This is a genomic window from Telmatobacter sp. DSM 110680 (assembly GCF_039994875.1).
GTDB lineage: Bacteria > Acidobacteriota > Terriglobia > Terriglobales > Acidobacteriaceae > Telmatobacter.
In genome coordinates, this window is record NZ_CP121196.1 from 1,436,413 (window position 1) to 1,453,211 (window position 16,799).

At 57.2% G+C, this 16,799-nt stretch carries 15 protein-coding genes; 7 read left to right on the forward strand and 8 right to left on the reverse strand.

Annotation, left to right across the window (positions count from 1 at the left end; all coding sequences use genetic code 11):
- The first annotated feature begins 54 nt into the window (after positions 1 to 54).
- The 3 genes from P8935_RS05810 (at position 55) to P8935_RS05820 (ending at position 3,234) form a co-directional block, all read left to right on the forward strand.
- Positions 55 to 447 (forward strand): DUF6632 domain-containing protein, encoded by a 393-nt coding sequence (locus tag P8935_RS05810; RefSeq protein ID WP_348264046.1) that lies wholly within the window; start codon positions 55 to 57, stop codon positions 445 to 447.
- Positions 448 to 1,504: 1,057 nt separating this feature from the next.
- Positions 1,505 to 1,957 carry a nuclear transport factor 2 family protein gene (locus P8935_RS05815; protein ID WP_348264047.1) on the forward strand — a complete coding sequence of 151 codons (453 nt, stop codon included), beginning with the start codon at positions 1,505 to 1,507 and terminating at the stop codon, positions 1,955 to 1,957.
- Positions 1,958 to 2,118: 161 nt separating this feature from the next.
- Positions 2,119 to 3,234: an ankyrin repeat domain-containing protein gene (locus tag P8935_RS05820; protein ID WP_348264048.1), complete on the forward strand. Its 1,116-nt coding sequence runs from the start codon at positions 2,119 to 2,121 to the stop codon at positions 3,232 to 3,234.
- On the opposite strand, the gene P8935_RS05825 is transcribed toward P8935_RS05820, so the two are convergent.
- The 3 genes from P8935_RS05825 to P8935_RS05835 all read right to left on the reverse strand — a co-directional run bounded on the left by P8935_RS05825 (position 3,218) and on the right by P8935_RS05835 (position 6,213).
- On the reverse strand, positions 3,218 to 3,895 hold the full coding sequence (locus tag P8935_RS05825; RefSeq protein ID WP_348264049.1) for a hypothetical protein: 678 nt from the start codon (positions 3,893 to 3,895) through the stop codon (positions 3,218 to 3,220). The genes P8935_RS05820 and P8935_RS05825 overlap by 17 nt on opposite strands.
- A gap of 207 nt (positions 3,896 to 4,102) precedes the next feature.
- Complete coding sequence (locus P8935_RS05830) at positions 4,103 to 5,527, reverse strand: HAMP domain-containing sensor histidine kinase (RefSeq protein WP_348264050.1); 1,425 nt, start codon at positions 5,525 to 5,527, stop codon at positions 4,103 to 4,105.
- Positions 5,524 to 6,213, reverse strand: a complete 690-nt coding sequence (locus P8935_RS05835; RefSeq protein WP_348264051.1) for a response regulator transcription factor — start codon at positions 6,211 to 6,213, stop codon at positions 5,524 to 5,526. The genes P8935_RS05830 and P8935_RS05835 overlap by 4 nt, the downstream gene beginning before the upstream one ends.
- 498 nt (positions 6,214 to 6,711) lie before the next feature.
- Between P8935_RS05835 and P8935_RS05840 the strand changes: the two genes are divergently transcribed.
- Both P8935_RS05840 and P8935_RS05845 read left to right on the forward strand, forming a co-directional pair.
- Entirely contained in the window at positions 6,712 to 7,989 is a 1,278-nt protein-coding gene (locus P8935_RS05840; RefSeq protein ID WP_348264052.1) for a glycosyltransferase, read from the forward strand.
- Positions 7,990 to 8,232: 243 nt separating this feature from the next.
- Positions 8,233 to 8,901: a DUF4142 domain-containing protein gene (locus tag P8935_RS05845; RefSeq protein ID WP_348264053.1), complete on the forward strand. Its 669-nt coding sequence runs from the start codon at positions 8,233 to 8,235 to the stop codon at positions 8,899 to 8,901.
- 26 nt (positions 8,902 to 8,927) lie between these two features.
- On the opposite strand, the gene P8935_RS05850 is transcribed toward P8935_RS05845, so the two are convergent.
- Positions 8,928 to 9,965: an MBL fold metallo-hydrolase gene (locus tag P8935_RS05850; RefSeq protein ID WP_348264054.1), complete on the reverse strand. Its 1,038-nt coding sequence runs from the start codon at positions 9,963 to 9,965 to the stop codon at positions 8,928 to 8,930.
- Between the two features lie 258 nt (positions 9,966 to 10,223).
- Between P8935_RS05850 and typA the strand changes: the two genes are divergently transcribed.
- Together typA and P8935_RS05860 are read left to right on the forward strand one after the other, a co-directional pair.
- Positions 10,224 to 12,050, forward strand: a complete 1,827-nt coding sequence (gene typA / locus P8935_RS05855; protein ID WP_348264055.1) for a translational GTPase TypA — start codon at positions 10,224 to 10,226, stop codon at positions 12,048 to 12,050.
- Positions 12,051 to 12,058: 8 nt separating this feature from the next.
- The gene (locus P8935_RS05860; RefSeq protein ID WP_348264056.1) at positions 12,059 to 12,424 is read left to right on the forward strand and encodes a cupin domain-containing protein; all 366 of its coding nucleotides are present in this window, start codon (positions 12,059 to 12,061) and stop codon (positions 12,422 to 12,424) included.
- A 25-nt stretch (positions 12,425 to 12,449) separates the two neighbouring features.
- On the opposite strand, the gene purK is transcribed toward P8935_RS05860, so the two are convergent.
- From purK to P8935_RS05880, 4 genes are all read right to left on the reverse strand, one after another.
- Positions 12,450 to 13,637, reverse strand: coding sequence for a 5-(carboxyamino)imidazole ribonucleotide synthase (gene purK, locus P8935_RS05865; protein WP_348264057.1), 1,188 nt, complete (start codon positions 13,635 to 13,637; stop codon positions 12,450 to 12,452).
- Complete coding sequence (gene purE / locus P8935_RS05870; RefSeq protein WP_348264058.1) at positions 13,634 to 14,125, reverse strand: 5-(carboxyamino)imidazole ribonucleotide mutase; 492 nt, start codon at positions 14,123 to 14,125, stop codon at positions 13,634 to 13,636. Before purE ends, purK begins: the two co-directional genes overlap by 4 nt.
- Positions 14,126 to 14,197: 72 nt before the next feature.
- Positions 14,198 to 14,419 (reverse strand): hypothetical protein, encoded by a 222-nt coding sequence (locus P8935_RS05875; RefSeq protein ID WP_348264059.1) that lies wholly within the window; start codon positions 14,417 to 14,419, stop codon positions 14,198 to 14,200.
- A gap of 32 nt (positions 14,420 to 14,451) precedes the next feature.
- Positions 14,452 to 16,764 carry a hypothetical protein gene (locus tag P8935_RS05880; protein WP_348264060.1) on the reverse strand — a complete coding sequence of 771 codons (2,313 nt, stop codon included), beginning with the start codon at positions 16,762 to 16,764 and terminating at the stop codon, positions 14,452 to 14,454.
- Positions 16,765 to 16,799: the final 35 nt, after the last annotated feature.

Genomic DNA, 16,799 nt, shown 5'->3' on the forward strand with positions numbered 1-16,799 from the left:
CTCTACCATTCCCGCCGCTGCGCTCGCTACAAAATTTGGTTGTATGAGGTCATCTTGAAGAGAGAACGTTTAACACAGATCGTCTTGGTCATCGTGGGGCTGGTGAACCTGGCGATCATTTATCCGCTGTATATGGATCTGCGGAATTCCAGCTGGCTCCTGGAGCAGAAGAACGAATGCGAGCCGATGTTTCTAAGCTTCTTCATTCCGGTCGGGGTCTTTCTACTCATCGCCGCAAGGAGACCGTTTGAGCATCGCTCGATGATTGCTCTGGCCGCATGGTGGAACATCTCCCATGCCGCTGTGATGGCTATCCAAACCAGTGAAGCGTGGCTTCATGGCGTTCACAGGAGCTTCACTGATGTGGTCGTAGTTCTTGTTATCGGCGGCGTTCTGCTAGTGCTTCTGCCGGCAAAACGAGAGACAGCGGTGCCAGTAGTGGCGTGAACGAGCCTGTTTCCTGATGACACTTTTCGTGAACTCAATGAACTGGCCGCAAAGCCGCGTTCTGGTCGAGTCACCGGCAACTATCGCTTTGAGAGCAATTCGTTGCTAGTTTGTCGACTGTGACAAGCCCGGCGTACTGTGGCTCCTCACGAGATCCAACCGCCACATCGAGTCTGAACAGACCAACCATCGTTTCGTTTTAAGAGCACCAAGGAACCCCCATTGCCACAAAGGCTGCCGCACCAAAATCGGTATGAGACGATCGCGTGTTGATGCGTTCTATCGAACCAGACTTCACTCAGCGAAAACAGCGCGTTTGCGAATCCATTTTTGACCGCAGCGTCAACAGGAACCCCCTTGCCAATCTTTTTGCCAGGGTCATTCTCCTTGACTTTCCTGCTCTGCTGTTCGGGATCAACAAGGTGCAGTGCTGGAAATCCTAGACGGCCTAAATCATCGGATGAAAACGAATGAACGACCGTTGACTGGGGTGGTTCCATGGTCATCCCTTTCGAACAGTCATGGCCACCGAAAGGGACCTCACTGTCAACCGGCAGTGTCTGCCTCGATAGATTCAGAGCGCCTTCACCATCGGACAAGTAATTCTTCAAAACTGCCCGGTAAACTGCCAGCTGCTCCACAGAGAGCGGCTTGTCGCTCACCACTACCCGCGTTCCCTCGCCGGCTGGTTGCGCATGTACGCCAGTCGCAACGAGCGCCGAGACAGCAACCACCGCGCTGAATAGAATTGCTTTACTAGCCTTCACGAAATTCGTCCCCCGTCGGATATCAGCTGATCTGCTGTCTTTCTTAGACACCGTGGACCAAAGAACAGGGCACAAGATCGCTGCATTTCTCCTTCGGGCCCGAATCACCGCCTACTGAGACACTGAGACCAAGAAGTTGCCAATGCCCCATAGGCGACAGCCGCTCACTCGGTTCGGCGGCGGCAAGCTGCTATGCGTTGTGTATTATTCGGATGTGTCCCTTGCCAAAGCATCCAAACGCTGAAACCTCTGGTGGCGACTTTGGCAGTTCGCGGATTTGAGGCAGTCACATGGAAGGAAAAGATCAGTCGGCGAACGCCATGGTTGCGACGATTAACAACATGGAACGGCAGTGGAATGACGCCATTCTGAGAAGAGATGTTGCATCTGCAGCTAGTTTTCAGGCACCGGAATTCAAACTTGTCGTTGGAGCCGAGGGGCAACCTCTACAGGTAATACCTAGAGAGCTGTGGCTCTCTGTCCTGCCCCGTTACGTGATCCATCGGCACGAGATCACGGATGTGCATGTGTCTATTTGGAACGACGTGGCCGTCGCGACGCTCGCCCTCACTCAGAAGGCGGAGCCACTGAATCATCGCGACATTAGCGGTAACTTTCTCATTACGGATATTTGGGTTCGCCGAGATGAGAACTGGCTGATTGCCGAACGCCACTCGTCTCGCCAGGAGAAAGCTTCAGCGCCGGTACGAGGAGCATTTCAAACAATAGAGATGTCCCACTGAAATTCCCGCAACTTTCACGCTTCGTGGTACTCTCTTCGCAGCGCTGAAGGGCGCACCCGGTCCGCGGGAAGGACAGAAGTCCACCTTTTCTTCCAATCTGGTTTTCGAACTGACTTTCAGCCCTCTAAGTGCGGACCTGGGCGTATGAGAGGAAGTTCGTCATGCCGGCCAAGCAATTTCCGTCGAAACCCGACCTCAATCATCTGAAATATCAAGCTAGAGATCTGCTCAAATGGCACGCTGCTCACGATCGCAGAGTTGCGCAACGTATCCGGGAATTTCATCCGCGCCTTCGCACGGCCACGGACGAGGAGATTTTTGCAGCAGCGTTAAAGCTGAGCGATGCGCAGTTGACGATCGCGCGAGAGTACGGCTTCAAAAGCTGGGCGCGGCTCAAAGCTCACGTGGAGTCGCCGGATTTGGCGAGCCGACTGACACTTCCCCATCATGAGCGAATTGAGGACGCCGTGTTTCGTCACGCCGTTGATTTGCTGGATGTTGGGGATGAGGCGGGATTGCGCGAGCACTTGAAGCAGCATCCGAAGCTCGTGCTCCAGCATGTTGAATTCGAGGGTGGGAATTACTTTCACGCTCCGACGCTGCTGGAGTTCATTGCGGAGAATCCGGTTCGCAACGGAACTTTGCCGGGCAATATTGTAGAGGTCGCGCGAGTAATTTTGGATGCCGGTCCCGATCATGCATCGTGCGATGCGGCGCTCGGGCTGGTGGTGACGGGGAGGGTGGTTGAAGAATGCGGCGTGCAGATTGCGCTGATTGAGCTGTTGTGTGATTACGGCGCGGATCCGGATAGCGGCATTCGCGCGGCGGCCACGCAACAGAATTTGGCGGCGGCACATGCCTTGATTGCGCGTGGTGCACAAGTTGATCTGACCATTGCGGCAGCGATGGGACGCGTAGACGATGCTCGCCGGATGCTGCCCATTGCGGATGCTGGCGAGCGACACCTTGCCCTGGCTTTCGCTAGCCAGAAGGGCGAGATCGAGATCGTTCGATTGCTGCTGGACGCCGGCGAAGATCCGAACCGGTATAACCCTCTGGGGAGCCATTCGCATTCGACGCCTTTGCACCAAGCCGCGCTGTATGGCCATGTGGACGTTGTGCGGCTGCTTATCGAGCGCGGCGCCAGGGTCGACATGAAGGACCTGCTGTGGCAGGGAACACCGGCGGACTGGGCGAAGCATGAAGGCAGAACAGAAGCGGAAATCCTCTTACGAAAAGTTGAGCTGCAGTGCCGAAGTGTCAGCGGAGGCGGTTAAACCAGTCGGTAAAGATTGCTTGTGCGTTTGGTTTGGACATGCCCTCGATGGAGAAATGCAGTTTCTTTCCGGAAGCGAGACGAACTCCATTTTCATCGACCGCGCTGATTTCAGAGATAGCCACCTGCATGCCGGCGTGGGAGTCGCTGGGGCAATTGAATTGAAGACCGGTGCTGCTGAGAATGAGTTGACCGGAACAGCCGCCGAAAGCCTTGTCATGGCGAGCGTTGTAGGACAAAGGTGCATAGGCCGGGCGGGCTGCAGTGACAGGGGCAACGGGGGTGGATCCGGGTATGGGAGCGGGAGCGACTATAGTCGTGGCGGTGTTTGGTGCTGCACCTTGCGGGGACGGGGTTGGTGCAGCGTTCGCCGTCTGCTGGTTCGGCACATTTGGGAGCGGAGACCGGGGAGCAGGCACTGTGGGTGGCAGCAGGGGCTTTCCGGCTGGTGGCTTAGGCTTGGTGCCTGACGTGAGAAGCGAGGAAGGGTGACTTACCGAATGTCCGAAGTCGGTGGCTGTTTTTATTGTGCCGGGGCGCGCTGCAAGCCAGATGATGAGGGCTGCGATCGGGACGGCGATTACGAAGAACAGAGTTTTCGGTGTTAAATGCTTCGGGCGAGGCGAAAGCCCAAGGCGTGGATTTGAAGTATTGCCGCTCAAGGCAGATTCCTTTCAGGGGGTGGAATCCTTCCGCCGCATAGCAGAATGCCGGAACCTAGTATCGCCCATGGGTAGCAGGGATGTCATCCACCTACGCTGTTGGATGCAAACAGGGGCAGCCTGATTGCGTTGCTCCTCGCCCAATTTGCCAATAGCTCGTGGGGGTGGCTGCCGACACTCTGAGTCGTGCATACGGTGAACCGGGTGTCAGGCTTTGGGCAACCGTACGGTTGCGGTTGTTCCATTTCCCGGATTGCTAGACAGAGTGATGGAGCCTTTAGATCTTTCAACTATGGCTTTGCAGATGGCCAAGCCAAGTCCAGCACCGCCGGTGGCACGTGCGCGCGATGGGTCTCCGCGATAGAAGCGGTCAAAGACATGCGGAAGAGCAGAGGGATCAATGCCTTCGCCGTGGTCCTGGACCGTGAATTCAACCGCGTTCCCGCGAAGCACTACGCTGAGTTCAACCTGCGATCGCTGCGGGCTGTGCTGGATGGCGTTCATCAGGAGGTTGGAGATGATCAGCTTGCAATCCTCACTGTTAAGTGGAACGATGCAGGCGTCCGCAGGCAGAGAGCCTACAGCCAACTCCACATTCCGTACGGCGGCAAAGGTCTCAAGCTCGGCGACGGTCTGAGCAGCACCCTGGCTCAAATCGCAATTGTCTTCAGAGTGCGAACTTGCGGTGCCGCTTTCGACGCGAGCCATAGTCAACATTTTGGCAACGAGTTCTTCAATGCGACCGGTGTCAGCGAGGGCGCGCTCGTTGCCAGCCTGGTATTCCTCTGGTGTGCGAGGGCGCATGCCTACGAGTTGCAGAGACGACTTAACGACGGCGACTGAAGTTTTCAACTCGTGTGCCGCGTCGGAAACAAATGTTCGTTGCTGCTTGAATGATCGCTCCAGCCTCTGCAGCGCGTTCTCAAGTGCACTGGTCAAGGGCGCGAGTTCGGCGGTTTCGCGCGCGGAGGCCGGTGGTGTGAACTCCCATGATTCCGCCGAGACGCGGCCGGCCATAGCGGCAAGCTGCCGCAGGGGATCAAGTCCACGATGAAGCACCCACGCGATCAGCGGTCCGGTAATAAGGATGAGGAGCAGCATGCCCGCCGCATAGAATTCCACCGCCCCATAGATCGCTTCCCAAACGCGTTCGGTAGGTGCGCCATAAAGGATGGTGACGAAACGAAGATGGCCACCGCCGGGTTCTCCGGGGTCGACGATGCGCGTGCCGCGCATGAAGAGCAGCCGGTAGCCGTGATCGTGGAGCTTGATACGGGAGAAGCCATTGTGGTCGGGAATCGATGCCATCGCCGCGCTGCCATTCCAATTCGGAGAGCGGCCCAGAAGATGTCCGCGCCCATCCCAGACTTCGTAGACATCTTCAAACGGCACATGCAGGTCTGCCAGGTCGAGCATCACGTTGTCGCCTGTGTCTTCTGCGTCCTGCACTGCGCCCAGCACCGAATCAGCACGGCCATGCAACATCACGTCGAAAGAGCGAAAATGGCTGTGGCGCTCGTACCCCCAGGCAAGCAGGATGACGATCATGGCCGAGGCCAGTTCCACCAGCAAGACTGCCGCGATCAGGCGAAACGCGATGCTGGTCTTTGCAAGTGCGGAGAGGCGCCTCATGCGGCGGGCTCGGGCGAGAGTCGATAACCGCGGCCTCGCAGGGTTTCGATCACCGGGGCCGCGTCGGGTACGGATGCATCCAGCTTCTTGCGAAGGTTCGAGACGTGCGCCTCGATCACATTGGAGTGGTGTTCCCAGTTGTAGTCGTAGAGGTGCTCAAGCAGTTCCTGCTTGCTAACGACCTTGCGCGGATGATGCAGCAGGTATTCGAGGATGTGGTACTCGGTGGGCGAAAGATCGACGAGCGCTCCGTTGCGGTGTACAGTCTGTTCCAACGAGTTGAGTGTGACGCCTAGCGCGTTCAGGGTTGGATGCGCCGCGCCCTTGCCGCGCCGGATCAGCGCCTTTACGCGGGCGAGAAGCTCGCCGAGATCGAAGGGCTTGGCGAGGTAGTCGTCAGCCCCGGCGTTCAGCAATTCAACGATGGTGTCTTTGCCTTCCTTGGCGGTAAGAATGAGGACCGGGGTCGCGTCTTTGCGGGCGCGCATGCGACGTAGCACTCCCGAACCGTCGAGTTTGGGCAGCATCAGGTCGAGGATCACGAGGTCGTAACAGAGGTTGCGCGCCGCGTCATCGCCGGCCTCGCCGTCGGCTGCCCAATCTACGGCAAAGCCCGGGCCGTCGCGCAGGGCCGCAGAAAGATTGTCGGCCAGACGGACTTCGTCTTCCACCAGCAGAATGCGCATGGGTTCTCCAATGAAGATTATTGTCACAGGTAGATTAAACGTTGCTGAAGTATGAGGCGATCTCTGCCTAGCAAGGCGCCAGGAGAACAGGGTCAACGGTGTGAAGCGCGGCCTTTACACTACATAAGGTCGTAGCGGTAAATCCCGATTTCTGCGAGTATTGGCAAGTATGATCCCCGATTCGTGGAATAAGCCGTGGCCGTTTGGCGTCGTGCTTTTCGGGCTGCTCATGCTGTTCCTGGCGGTGATTGGAACGTTTACTGGGAAGACATATGGTAGAGGTGGCAGTGCGATTCGCGCGAAAGCCCCATTCGACTATTGGCTGACACTCGTTTTGCAATACGTATGCGGCTTGCTTTTGATTTGGTATGGGTTCTTTAAGCTGTCCTACTAATCGCTTCATTCGAGAACTCATGCCGAGTCACTCTGGCGCTTGGAACTGCACTTCGATGCATTACTCTTATCCCTGCGTCTCATTCCGATTCACGGACCCAACTTTTGCGCATCGTTCTCTCGAATATCGGTACTCTTGGCGACATCAATCCACTGATTGCGCTGGCCCTCGAACTGAAACGTCGCGGGCACTCGCCGGTGATGGCGCTGCCCAATGTGTATCGGACGAGGTTAGAACCGTTGGGCCTTGAGTTCCACGCGATCCGACCGGACATTGACCCAACTAATAATGTGCTCGTGGAAATGGTCTACGACATCAAGCACGGCACAGAACACGGCTTGCGCAATTTCCTTTTTCCCGCGCTACGGCAGACGTACGACGATTTGCTTGATGCAGCTACAAGGCCGATCCGCGCCGATCTTCTGTTGCTGGGCGAGTTGAATTATGCAGGGCCGATCGTGGCGGAGGTAACTGGAATTCCGTGGGCGAGCTACGTGCTTGCGCCGCTGTCGTTCTTCTCGGCATTCGATCCTCCGGTGCTTCCTCCTTATCCCAAGCTGGCGAAGGCCGACAAGAAGGTGCCGGGATTCGGACGCGTGATCAAGCGCGTGGCGCGCTTCGTGAGCCGCAAATGGCCGGAACCGATTTACGAGTTGCGCAGTGAGTTGGGGTTGCCGCGCGGCGAGAATCCACTGTTCGATGCCAAGCACTCGCCGTATCTGGTGCTTGCGCTGTTTTCGCGGGTACTCGGCGAAGAGCAGAAGGACTGGCCGCCGCATACGGTGATCACCGGTTTCGCGTACTACGATGCCGACGCCGGCAACGCCAAACTGCCGTCGAATCTCGAACAATTTGTCGCGAGTGGCGAGCCGCCCGTGGTATTTACGCTAGGCTCGGCCGCGGTTCTCGCGGCCGGGGATTTCTACGATGTGTCGGCGCAGGCTGCCATTGAACTGGACAAGCGTGCGGTGCTGCTCATCGGCAGCGATCCTCGCAATAAGCCGAAACACGATCTTCCCGCATCGATCTGCGCAGCGGAATATGCTCCATTTTCCGCGCTGTTTTCACGTGCGTCGCTGGTGGTGCACCAGGGTGGCGTGGGAACGGTGGGGCAGTGTCTGCGTGCGGGCAAGCCGATGCTGATCATGCCTTACTCGCACGACCAGCCCGACAACGCGCGGCGTATGAAGCGGCTTGGCGTGGCGAAGGTCATACAGAAGGCAAGCTATACGCCGAAGAAAGTCACTCGCAAGCTGCGGAAGATGTTGGACGATCCGGCGCTTGCTGAGAAGGCGCGTGTGGTGGCCGCGCAGCTGCAGGCAGAAGACGGCGTAAAGAAGGCGTGCGATGCGCTCGAAGGCTTGTACCAGCGAAGTCATTGAGTTGGTGCAAGTTCGGCCGCGAGTAATATGAAGCTTCATTTTATAAGGCCGCTGAAACTTTCGCTCCACATTCAAAAAGGCTTTTGGCAGGGCTGAAAGTCTCGACAAGTCTCGACCTGCGCACTTTCTCCCAGGTCTACAACCATCAGAGCAACCGCAGCTCGCGCGAATCGCATCGAGTTGATTGCATGTGTGCGGGTGGATTCTTATGTTCTCCATGCCGCCGCAGCAGGAGGATACGTTATGCAATTAAAACGAATAGCTTACACGCTGTGTTTCAGTGCAGGAACAGTTTTGCTGAGCGGGATGGTTGCGTTTGCCCAGGCTCCCGGGAGCCCCCAGCAGCCTAGTATGCCGCAGCAGCAGACACCCTCGAGCTCCACCGCTGGAAACCCGGGAGCGGGATCGGGCGCTTATCCGAGTACCGCGCCCACCAGTCAAGACTTCGCCGAAAAGGCCTTTGTGAGTAAGGCGCTGGAAGGCGGCGAGGCGGAAGTGCAACTCGGGCAGCTGGCCCAGGACAAATCGCAAAGCAACGATGTGAAGCAATTCGCGCAGAAGATGGTCAACGATCACAGCCAGATGGCCGATAAGTGGTTGAAGCCAGTTGCAAAACAGCTCGAAGTCCCAGAGCCAAAGGGACCTTCCAAGAAGGACAAGAAAGAAATCGCAAAGTTGCAGGGACTGAGCGGGGCGGACTTTGATCGCGAGTACATCACGATGATGGTGAAGGATCATCAGCAGGACCTGAAGGAATTCAAGAACGAAGCTGATGCGGCCCAGGACCAGAACGTGAAGCAGATCGCGCAGCAGGGATCAAACATCATCGCGAAGCATCTTCAATTGATTGAGCAGATCGCCAAGGCCCACAACGTTGATGTCGGCGGCAGCGAGATGTCAAGTTCGAAATAACCAAGCGAGAGACCCTCTCGCGAACTTTATTCGTGCGGATAATCTTTCGTCGTGCCGGTGCGCGAGTTGGTTACGTTGAAGCTGCCATCGTCGTGGGCAATCACCTTGAAATACGCGCCGTCGCTGCCACCTTTCAGGTTGGCGATGAGCGCATCAGCGCTGTTGTGCGCGGCGTCTGAATCTTCAGCGGTGTGCAGCATCCACAGGTCGAGCAGACCGGGGCTGTCATGCACGGTCTGCCACGCCTCGGGGCTGCCTGCCTTGTGCGCACCGTTGTCCATGATGGCCACGCGGGGATGAATCGCATCGACAAACGCCTTTGAGTTTGAAAGATTGAAGCCGTGATGATTGACCAGATAGAGATCGACGTGTCCGATCAGGTTGTAGGGGCAGACAAGCGGAATCTCCTTCGCCTTGGTGAGATCGCCGAGATCGAGAAAACGGAACTTGCCGAAGCGCACAAGAATTCCCGCTGAGCGGGGGTTTTCGGTGGTGTCCAGATCCCACTTCGGCTCGGTGGCGCAGTAGGAGTTTGGTGTGGGCTTCACATCGGGAACCGCTTTGATATGCTCGCCGTCTGCTTCGAGCACGATGGTGCTCAGGCCGGGGATGTCGATGGTGTCGCCGGGATGAACAGTGCGGCGGGGCGTTGTGCCGATGGCCTTGACGTAGGCCGCGTAGTCGTGGCGGGTAACGTCGGAGTCTTCGCGGTTCTCGCCGTGATCGAGGAATTCGCCAACCTTGATGTGCTCGACGAGATTCGGCACACCGCCAACGTGGTCGGTGTGGAAGTGAGTAATAAACACCTTATCGATTTTGCTGATGCCGGCGTCTCTCATGGCGGCTTGAATCCGCTGCGCATCGCGGCCGTTGTTGCCCGGCCAGCCCGTGTCGACAAGCATCGATCCGCCAGAAGGAGAAACAAGCAAGGTGGCCTGGCCGCCTTCGACATCGATGATGTAGATGGTCAGGTCGCTTCCTTTGGACTGTGCTTGGGTGGAAGGCGCGAGCGCCAAAAACAGCGTAAGCATCCCGGTTGCGAGCAGTGCGCGGATGGGGCTCACGAGCAAAAGGGGCTTAACGGGACAGAAGGCGCTCAGGCGGTGGTGGGCGGCAATTCGCATTTGCGGAAAAGTGTATAAGACCAACCATTGCTTGGGGAAACCCCTCCTGAAAGGCTCAAAAACTGCACTACTGGTAAAATAGAAGGTGCCGCACTGTGTGGCCTTCATTTTGTATTCATTCCCAACCTGATGGCCGACTAAAGGCCATACCTGAGCGCAAATCCAGATTTGCCCTAGAAGAGAAGGAACCCTACGCCTGTGAGCCAGACGATACGCAATATCGCCATCATCGCCCACGTTGACCACGGTAAGACGACCCTTGTTGACGCCATGCTTCGCCAGTCCGGCACTTTCCGCGCCAACGAGCAGGTAGCCGAGCGCGTGATGGACTCGAACGACTTGGAGCGAGAGCGCGGAATCACGATTCTTGCCAAGAACACCGCGGTCAATTTTGAAGGCGGCAAGATCAACATTGTGGACACTCCGGGCCACGCCGATTTTGGCGGTGAGGTTGAGCGCGCTCTGAAGATGGTCGACGGTGTGATGCTGCTGGTCGATGCGGCTGAAGGTCCGCTGCCGCAGACGCGTTACGTGCTGGCCAAGGCGCTAGAGGCGAAACTCAAGCCCATCGTCGTGATCAACAAGATCGACCGCCCCGATGCGCGTCCGCAGGAAGTGCTGAACGAAATCTACGATCTTTTCATTGACCTCGATGCGGAAGAATCGCAGCTGGATTTCCCGGTACTGTACGCAGTGGCCAAGGCCGGCACGGCGACGCTCGATCTGGCCAAGCCCGGTGAAAGCTTGCAGCCGCTGTTCGAGACCATCGTGTCAACGATTCCTCCCGCTACGGGCGATGTAGACGCACCACTGCAGATTCTGGTCACCAATCTTGATTATTCGGATTATTTCGGCCGCATCGCCATCTGCCGCGTATTTCAGGGAACCCTGCACGCGGGCGACGACGTGAATATTTCCAAGCGCGATGGTTCTCTGATGAAGACGCGCATCACCAAGCTGTTCACGTTCTCCGGGTTGAAGCGCACTGAGACGACCGAAACCACAATGGGTGACATTGTTGCCGTGGCCGGTGTTGAAGGCATCACCATCGGCGAGACAATCACCTCGCTTGAAACGCCTTCGCCGCTGCCGCTGATTGTGATTGACGAGCCGACGATTGCCATTCAGTTCAGCGTGAACAACTCTCCTTTCGCGGGCAGGGAAGGCCAGTATGTGACGAGCCGCAACCTGCGCGAGCGGCTTGAAAAAGAACTGCTGACCAACGTGTCAATTCGCGTGGAAGAGACAGGTTCTCCCGACACGTTCAAGGTGCTGGGCCGCGGCGAATTGCAACTCGCCATTCTTATCGAGATGATGCGGCGCGAGGGGTTTGAATTGATGGCCGGTCGTCCAGAGATCGTCACCAAAGTCGTCGACGGCACGCGCATGGAACCGGTCGAGCACCTCACGATCGACGTCCCGGAGCAGCACACCGGCGTAGTGATCGAGAAACTGGGGCCTCGCAAAGGCGAGATGACCAAGATGCACAATCACGGATCGGGCCGCGTACGCATGGAATTCCGAGTGCCGAGTCGCGGGCTCATCGGGCTGCGCAGCGAAATGCTTACGGAGACGCGCGGCACAATTGTGATGAACGCGTTGTTCGATGGTTACATTCCTTACCAGGGAGAGATTCCGCAGCGGCCTACAGGTGCGCTGATTGCCGATCGCCAGGGCCCGACTACGACCTATTCTCTGAATGGATTGCAGGAGCGCGGCATTCTTTTCCTTGGCGCGGGCGTGGAAGTCTACGAGGGAATGGTTGTGGGCGAGCACTCCCGTGACAACGACCTTGACGTAAATGTGGTTCGCGAAAAGAAGCTGACCAACATGCGCGCATCCAGCGCCGACGATGCCATTCGCCTGGTTCCTTACAAGACGCTGAATCTGGAGCAGGCCATCGAGTTCATTGCTGACGATGAACTGGTGGAGATCACGCCGAAGTCGTTGCGCCTTCGCAAGAAAATTCTGCAGGCCAACCGACGTCCCAAGCGCTGGGAGAAGGCCGAGCAGTTCAGCACATAGGTGCATCGATGAACTACAAAGCGATCAATCTTGACGAGAAATTCGGGCTGTTCACGGAACAGTGGCAGCCCAAAGTCATTGCCGAGATGAACGACTACCAGTTCAAGGTCGTGAAGCTTCAAGGCGACTTTATCTGGCACGATCACAAGGACACCGACGAAACCTTTATCGTGATCGAAGGTACGCTGCGCATTGATTTTCTTGATGGCGCGGTGAGTATCGGTCCGGGCGAGATGTTTGTGGTTCCCAAAGGTGTGGAGCACAAGCCTTACGCGGAACATGAAGTGAGGTTGATGCTCATTGAGCCGCGCGGCTTGCGCAACACCGGCGATGAAGGCGGCGAGCGCACTGCCGCGAACGATGTGTGGATTTAAATTTCTATCGTTTAAGCAAAGCGCGCTAGCCAGTCGTCGGTCCCAATCTCTTCTTCGCTTCCAACACTCGCTCCAGTGCTTCGTCCGCCGTCGCGCCTGTCGCCGAGAAATGGCCCATCTTGCGCCCCATCTTTGCAGCGCGTTTCTCGTAGAGATGAAGCCGCACGCCGGGCACTTCAAGGGCCCGGGCGAAATTCGGCGACGACGTGAGCCAAATGTCTCCTAGCAGATTCACAATGGCACACGGACTGATGAGCGATGTATCGCCGAGCGGCAGATTGCACGTTGTTCGCACTAGCTGCTCAAACTGGCTTGTCACACATCCGCGCTCGCTCTGGTGATAGCTGTTATGCGGACGCGGCGCTAGTTCGTTGACCAGCAAGCGGCCCTGCCTGGTCACAAACATCTCCACGCAGAGAAGACCTTCAATGCCAAGTTTTTCGATGATCGAAGCTGCTATTTTTTCAGCGCGTGCTTCAAGTTTCGGATCGACTCCAGAGGGCAGAACGCTCCAGGCAAGAATCTGGTTTTCGTGGTGATTGCGGGCTGCCGGATACGTGCGTATTTCGCCTGCCGGGTTACGCGCGGCCATTACGCTGATCTCGCTGACAAGATCAAGTGCCTGCTCCGCAACCGACGGTTTCTCTCCGATGCTAGCCCACGCATCGGTGACGATCTTTCGATTGAGCAGGGCGTCTATGCCGATACGTACCTGGCCGCGCCCGTCGTATCCGCCGCGTCCGATCTTGAGATACACGCTGCCTGCGAGCGTTTGCACGGCGTGATGAAGCTCATCTTCGCCGCGGATGATGCGAAATGGGCCGACTGGAAATCCGTTCTCGGCAAGCCACGCTTTTTGCAGAGTCTTGTCCTGGATGATGCGGATCGCCTCAACGCCTGGACGCAACGGCGCCAAGCCCGCCACCTCGGTTAGTGCATCGACGCCAATTTGCTCAATCTCGAGGGTTACAGCATCGGCCCCGCGCGCCAGTTTCTTGGCCGCGTTCACGTCGTCCCACTTGCCCACAATGGTGTCGTCGACGACAAAGCTGGCCGGGCACTTGGCTTCAGGATCCATCACGCGCACACGATAGCCCATGGTGCGCGCGGCAATGGCGGTCATACGGCCAAGCTGTCCTCCACCGAGAATGCCAATCAAGCCGCCGGGTTCAATGGAAGGAATTTTTTTGTTGGGGGAAGGTTCTGCGGTCACTGCGGCAACTCCTGCTTCATTACTTCTTCGGTCCGGGCAGCGCGCCAGGCAGCCAGCCGCTCGTAAAGTGCGGAGTCAGTGGCCGCCAGTATTTCAGCCGCAAGCAACGCCGCATTGGCTGCGCCGGGCTTGCCGATCGCCAGCGTGCCGACGGGGACGCCCTTCGGCATCTGCACAATCGAGAGGAGAGAGTCGAGGCCGTTGAGCTGCGTTGCTGGCACTGGAACACCAAGCACGGGTACAAGGGTTTTAGAAGCCAGCATACCGGGCAGATGGGCTGCGCCACCGGCTCCCGCGATGATCACGCGAAGACCGCGCTCATGCGCTGTCTCGGCGTACTGGAAGAGCCAATCGGGGGTACGGTGCGCGCTTACGATGCGCGCCTCATGCGCAATCTCGAGCGCGGTAAGAACTTCAACCGCCGAAGACAGCACCTCATAGTCGCTTTTGCTGCCCATTACTACGCCCACCAATGGCTTCTCGCTCATGGGGTGATTATAAGAGGTCGATGGGAGATGACGGTTGCCAAGCACAAGTAACTGAATTGTTCATTCGTTTGTCTAATGACGATGCCAGGCCTCGACGGCCACTTCCGCCACGGCAAGCAGAACGCTGAACGCGGCCAGAAATCCCTTGGCGCGCTGCCAGTTTTGCTCGTGCCGTTCCATCCGATGTTCAAGTTCCGCGATACGACCGCCATTTCCGTCACCCATCAATCCGCTCATTTGTGTCTTCAGCACGCTTAGATCGCTCAATACCTGCGCTTCAAATTCGTTCATCATTCGCATCCGTTGTTCTCCACGATTCCGCCTCATCAAGATGCGAGCGGAAGATTGAAGATCAGGGCCGCCGAAAACTCCGAGTAGGCAGGCGGCTTTGATCCGTCGTAAATTCTTATAAAAAAACGGTCGCTGGCCGACACTCGTGTAAATGTCAGGTTAGATTGTGAGCCGCGCATCACCAGGTCTGGATCCGCTCCCGGCATGAAGCAATTATCGCGGCGTCGAATCTCGAATCCGCCCCCGATCGGAGCCGTAGTTCCGACGTTGATTGTTACGGTTCTTCCGGTTATTGATGTGACCGAGAGACCGCTGGGGTTCGATAGGTAGCTCGGAGCGATGGGGGCCGGAAGCCATGCATCAGCCGGGACCAACTCGTTGGCCTTAATGGCCAGATCATCTGCCCAGTCATTCGAGAAATTGATAGCATACTGCACAATATCGGGATGACTCGCCTCATAAGTCAACTTCACATCGCGGACAACGACCTGCGCATTCAAGCTAGCCGATGGGGCATTTAACTCCAATGCGTCTCCGGGCCAGGCGTCTGCGTCGAGGTTTGCTCGAGTGCATGTGTAAGTGCCGCTCCACAGCGCGCTCATGCTTGCGGCAGACTCTGCAAGAGCGAGGGAGGCGTTGCGGCAATCCTGGGAACTACGAGGCACAGGACTGGTTACAGACCCGATCCATGCCGATACTGAGGGAAGACCGGCTTGAGCAAGGGCTTGTTGACTTGCCGCATTCACGGCACGTCCTGTCGCTCTTCCAACCGCTCGATAACTCACGGCGATTTGTTCGCCGATGGGCGGAGCAAATCCCGTATAGAAGACAAGTTTGCCGGTGCTCTCTACGCGGCACTCGGCGCCCTGCGCGGTTGATCCTACCCGGCGCGTCGCTGGGCTGCCGTTAGCGGGTGTAGTAACTACCCAACCTGATCCAAGATTGGTGAGATCGAGCGCGCGCATCGATCCGAAAAGATTGATGCTGCTTGCCGCAACAACCGAGCAGGCTCCCGGCAAGCTTGCGATCTGGCCGTCGTACAGCGTCACCGGCATTCCGGCTACGCCGTTCACATATTCCTGAATCTCGAATTGCAGCTTCGCCGATGCCGCATTCCATTGCCCGCCATAGGTGATTGCGCCCTTGTCACCGTAAGTGCGGTAGACTGCAAGCCCACGTTCGCATTCGGGGCAATGTACACGCACCCGCAGGCTGTACTGGTTGGCTGGATTGACCTGGTAACCGCTACCCGCGGGCGAGCCTAATACGATGGGTTGTATTGCGACAGCTCCTGTGCCCGATTGAGCGGTGATCTGAAAGCCGGCGATACATCCCTGCTGAGTTTGTTCCCCGGTATAAAAGCCGGCCAGAATTCCGGTGCTGCCATTGGCGAGGGTAACTCCGCAGGCTTCCAGTAACAACGTACCGCCCATTTCCACGGGATCAATCCAGGTTAACTGGGTATCGCCATCTCTTCCGGTACCACCCTGCATGCTTAGTCCACCGGCGCCGAGCGAGAAGTAGTTATGGCTTCCGGGATTGCCCCAGAGACGCAAATCAATCTGGGCTTCGTTGAACAACTCCCGAATGATCGTCGTCCTTGATGAAGGCGGAAGGTAAGCATCCGAGGAAAGATCGAACTGGCTGGTGACCCCATCGCCGAGGAAATACTCGGTCACGTACGCCGTCGGTTCGTGCTGTCCACAAACCGTGATGTCATTTGCAATCGCGCGTCGCGTTCCTGCCTTGAGAGTCAGATTCGCGAGCGCAAGGCTGCCGTCGGTCTCATCCAGAGTGTGCAGGGCTGCAGGAACCGATGAAAGAGTAAGCGCGCCATTTAGCGCGCGATATGTTGCGCGAGCCTGATTCGACGCAGCGCCGGCACTGCCGCTGAAAGAAGCTCCGAGCACAGGGGCAAACTCGGATACTGGCGTATTGAGCGAAAGTGTTTGGGTCGAGAGCGCTGCTGAGCCGGTTTTTGTCGCGAGAGAGGCAACGAGCGGACCGGCGTTCAATCCTGCAGCGCCCTTGCCGGGAGCCATCGCCAGTTGATCGAGCAGATATTCGTCGCTGATGGCCTGCAAGGCAATCCGATATCGAGGACCCTCCATGCCGAGCCCGGCATATTCCGGTAACGGACTGGCAGCGATGTAGCCGGTGAAGTAAAAGCTGCCGTCATCACCTGTTACCTGGATAGGCTGGTTACGCGTGATTGCGATTTGAGTATCTGCCGCAGTAGTTATCCATAACTGACAAACCGATGGTTCATTCAGCTTGCGTTCGATCGTCAGTGGATGTGCCGCATCCAAGGCTGAAGTAAAGTCCTGTCCGCCTATCGTAATCTTCATCGTTTGTGTCCCAGTTTCCGTTTCGATCTGTGGAA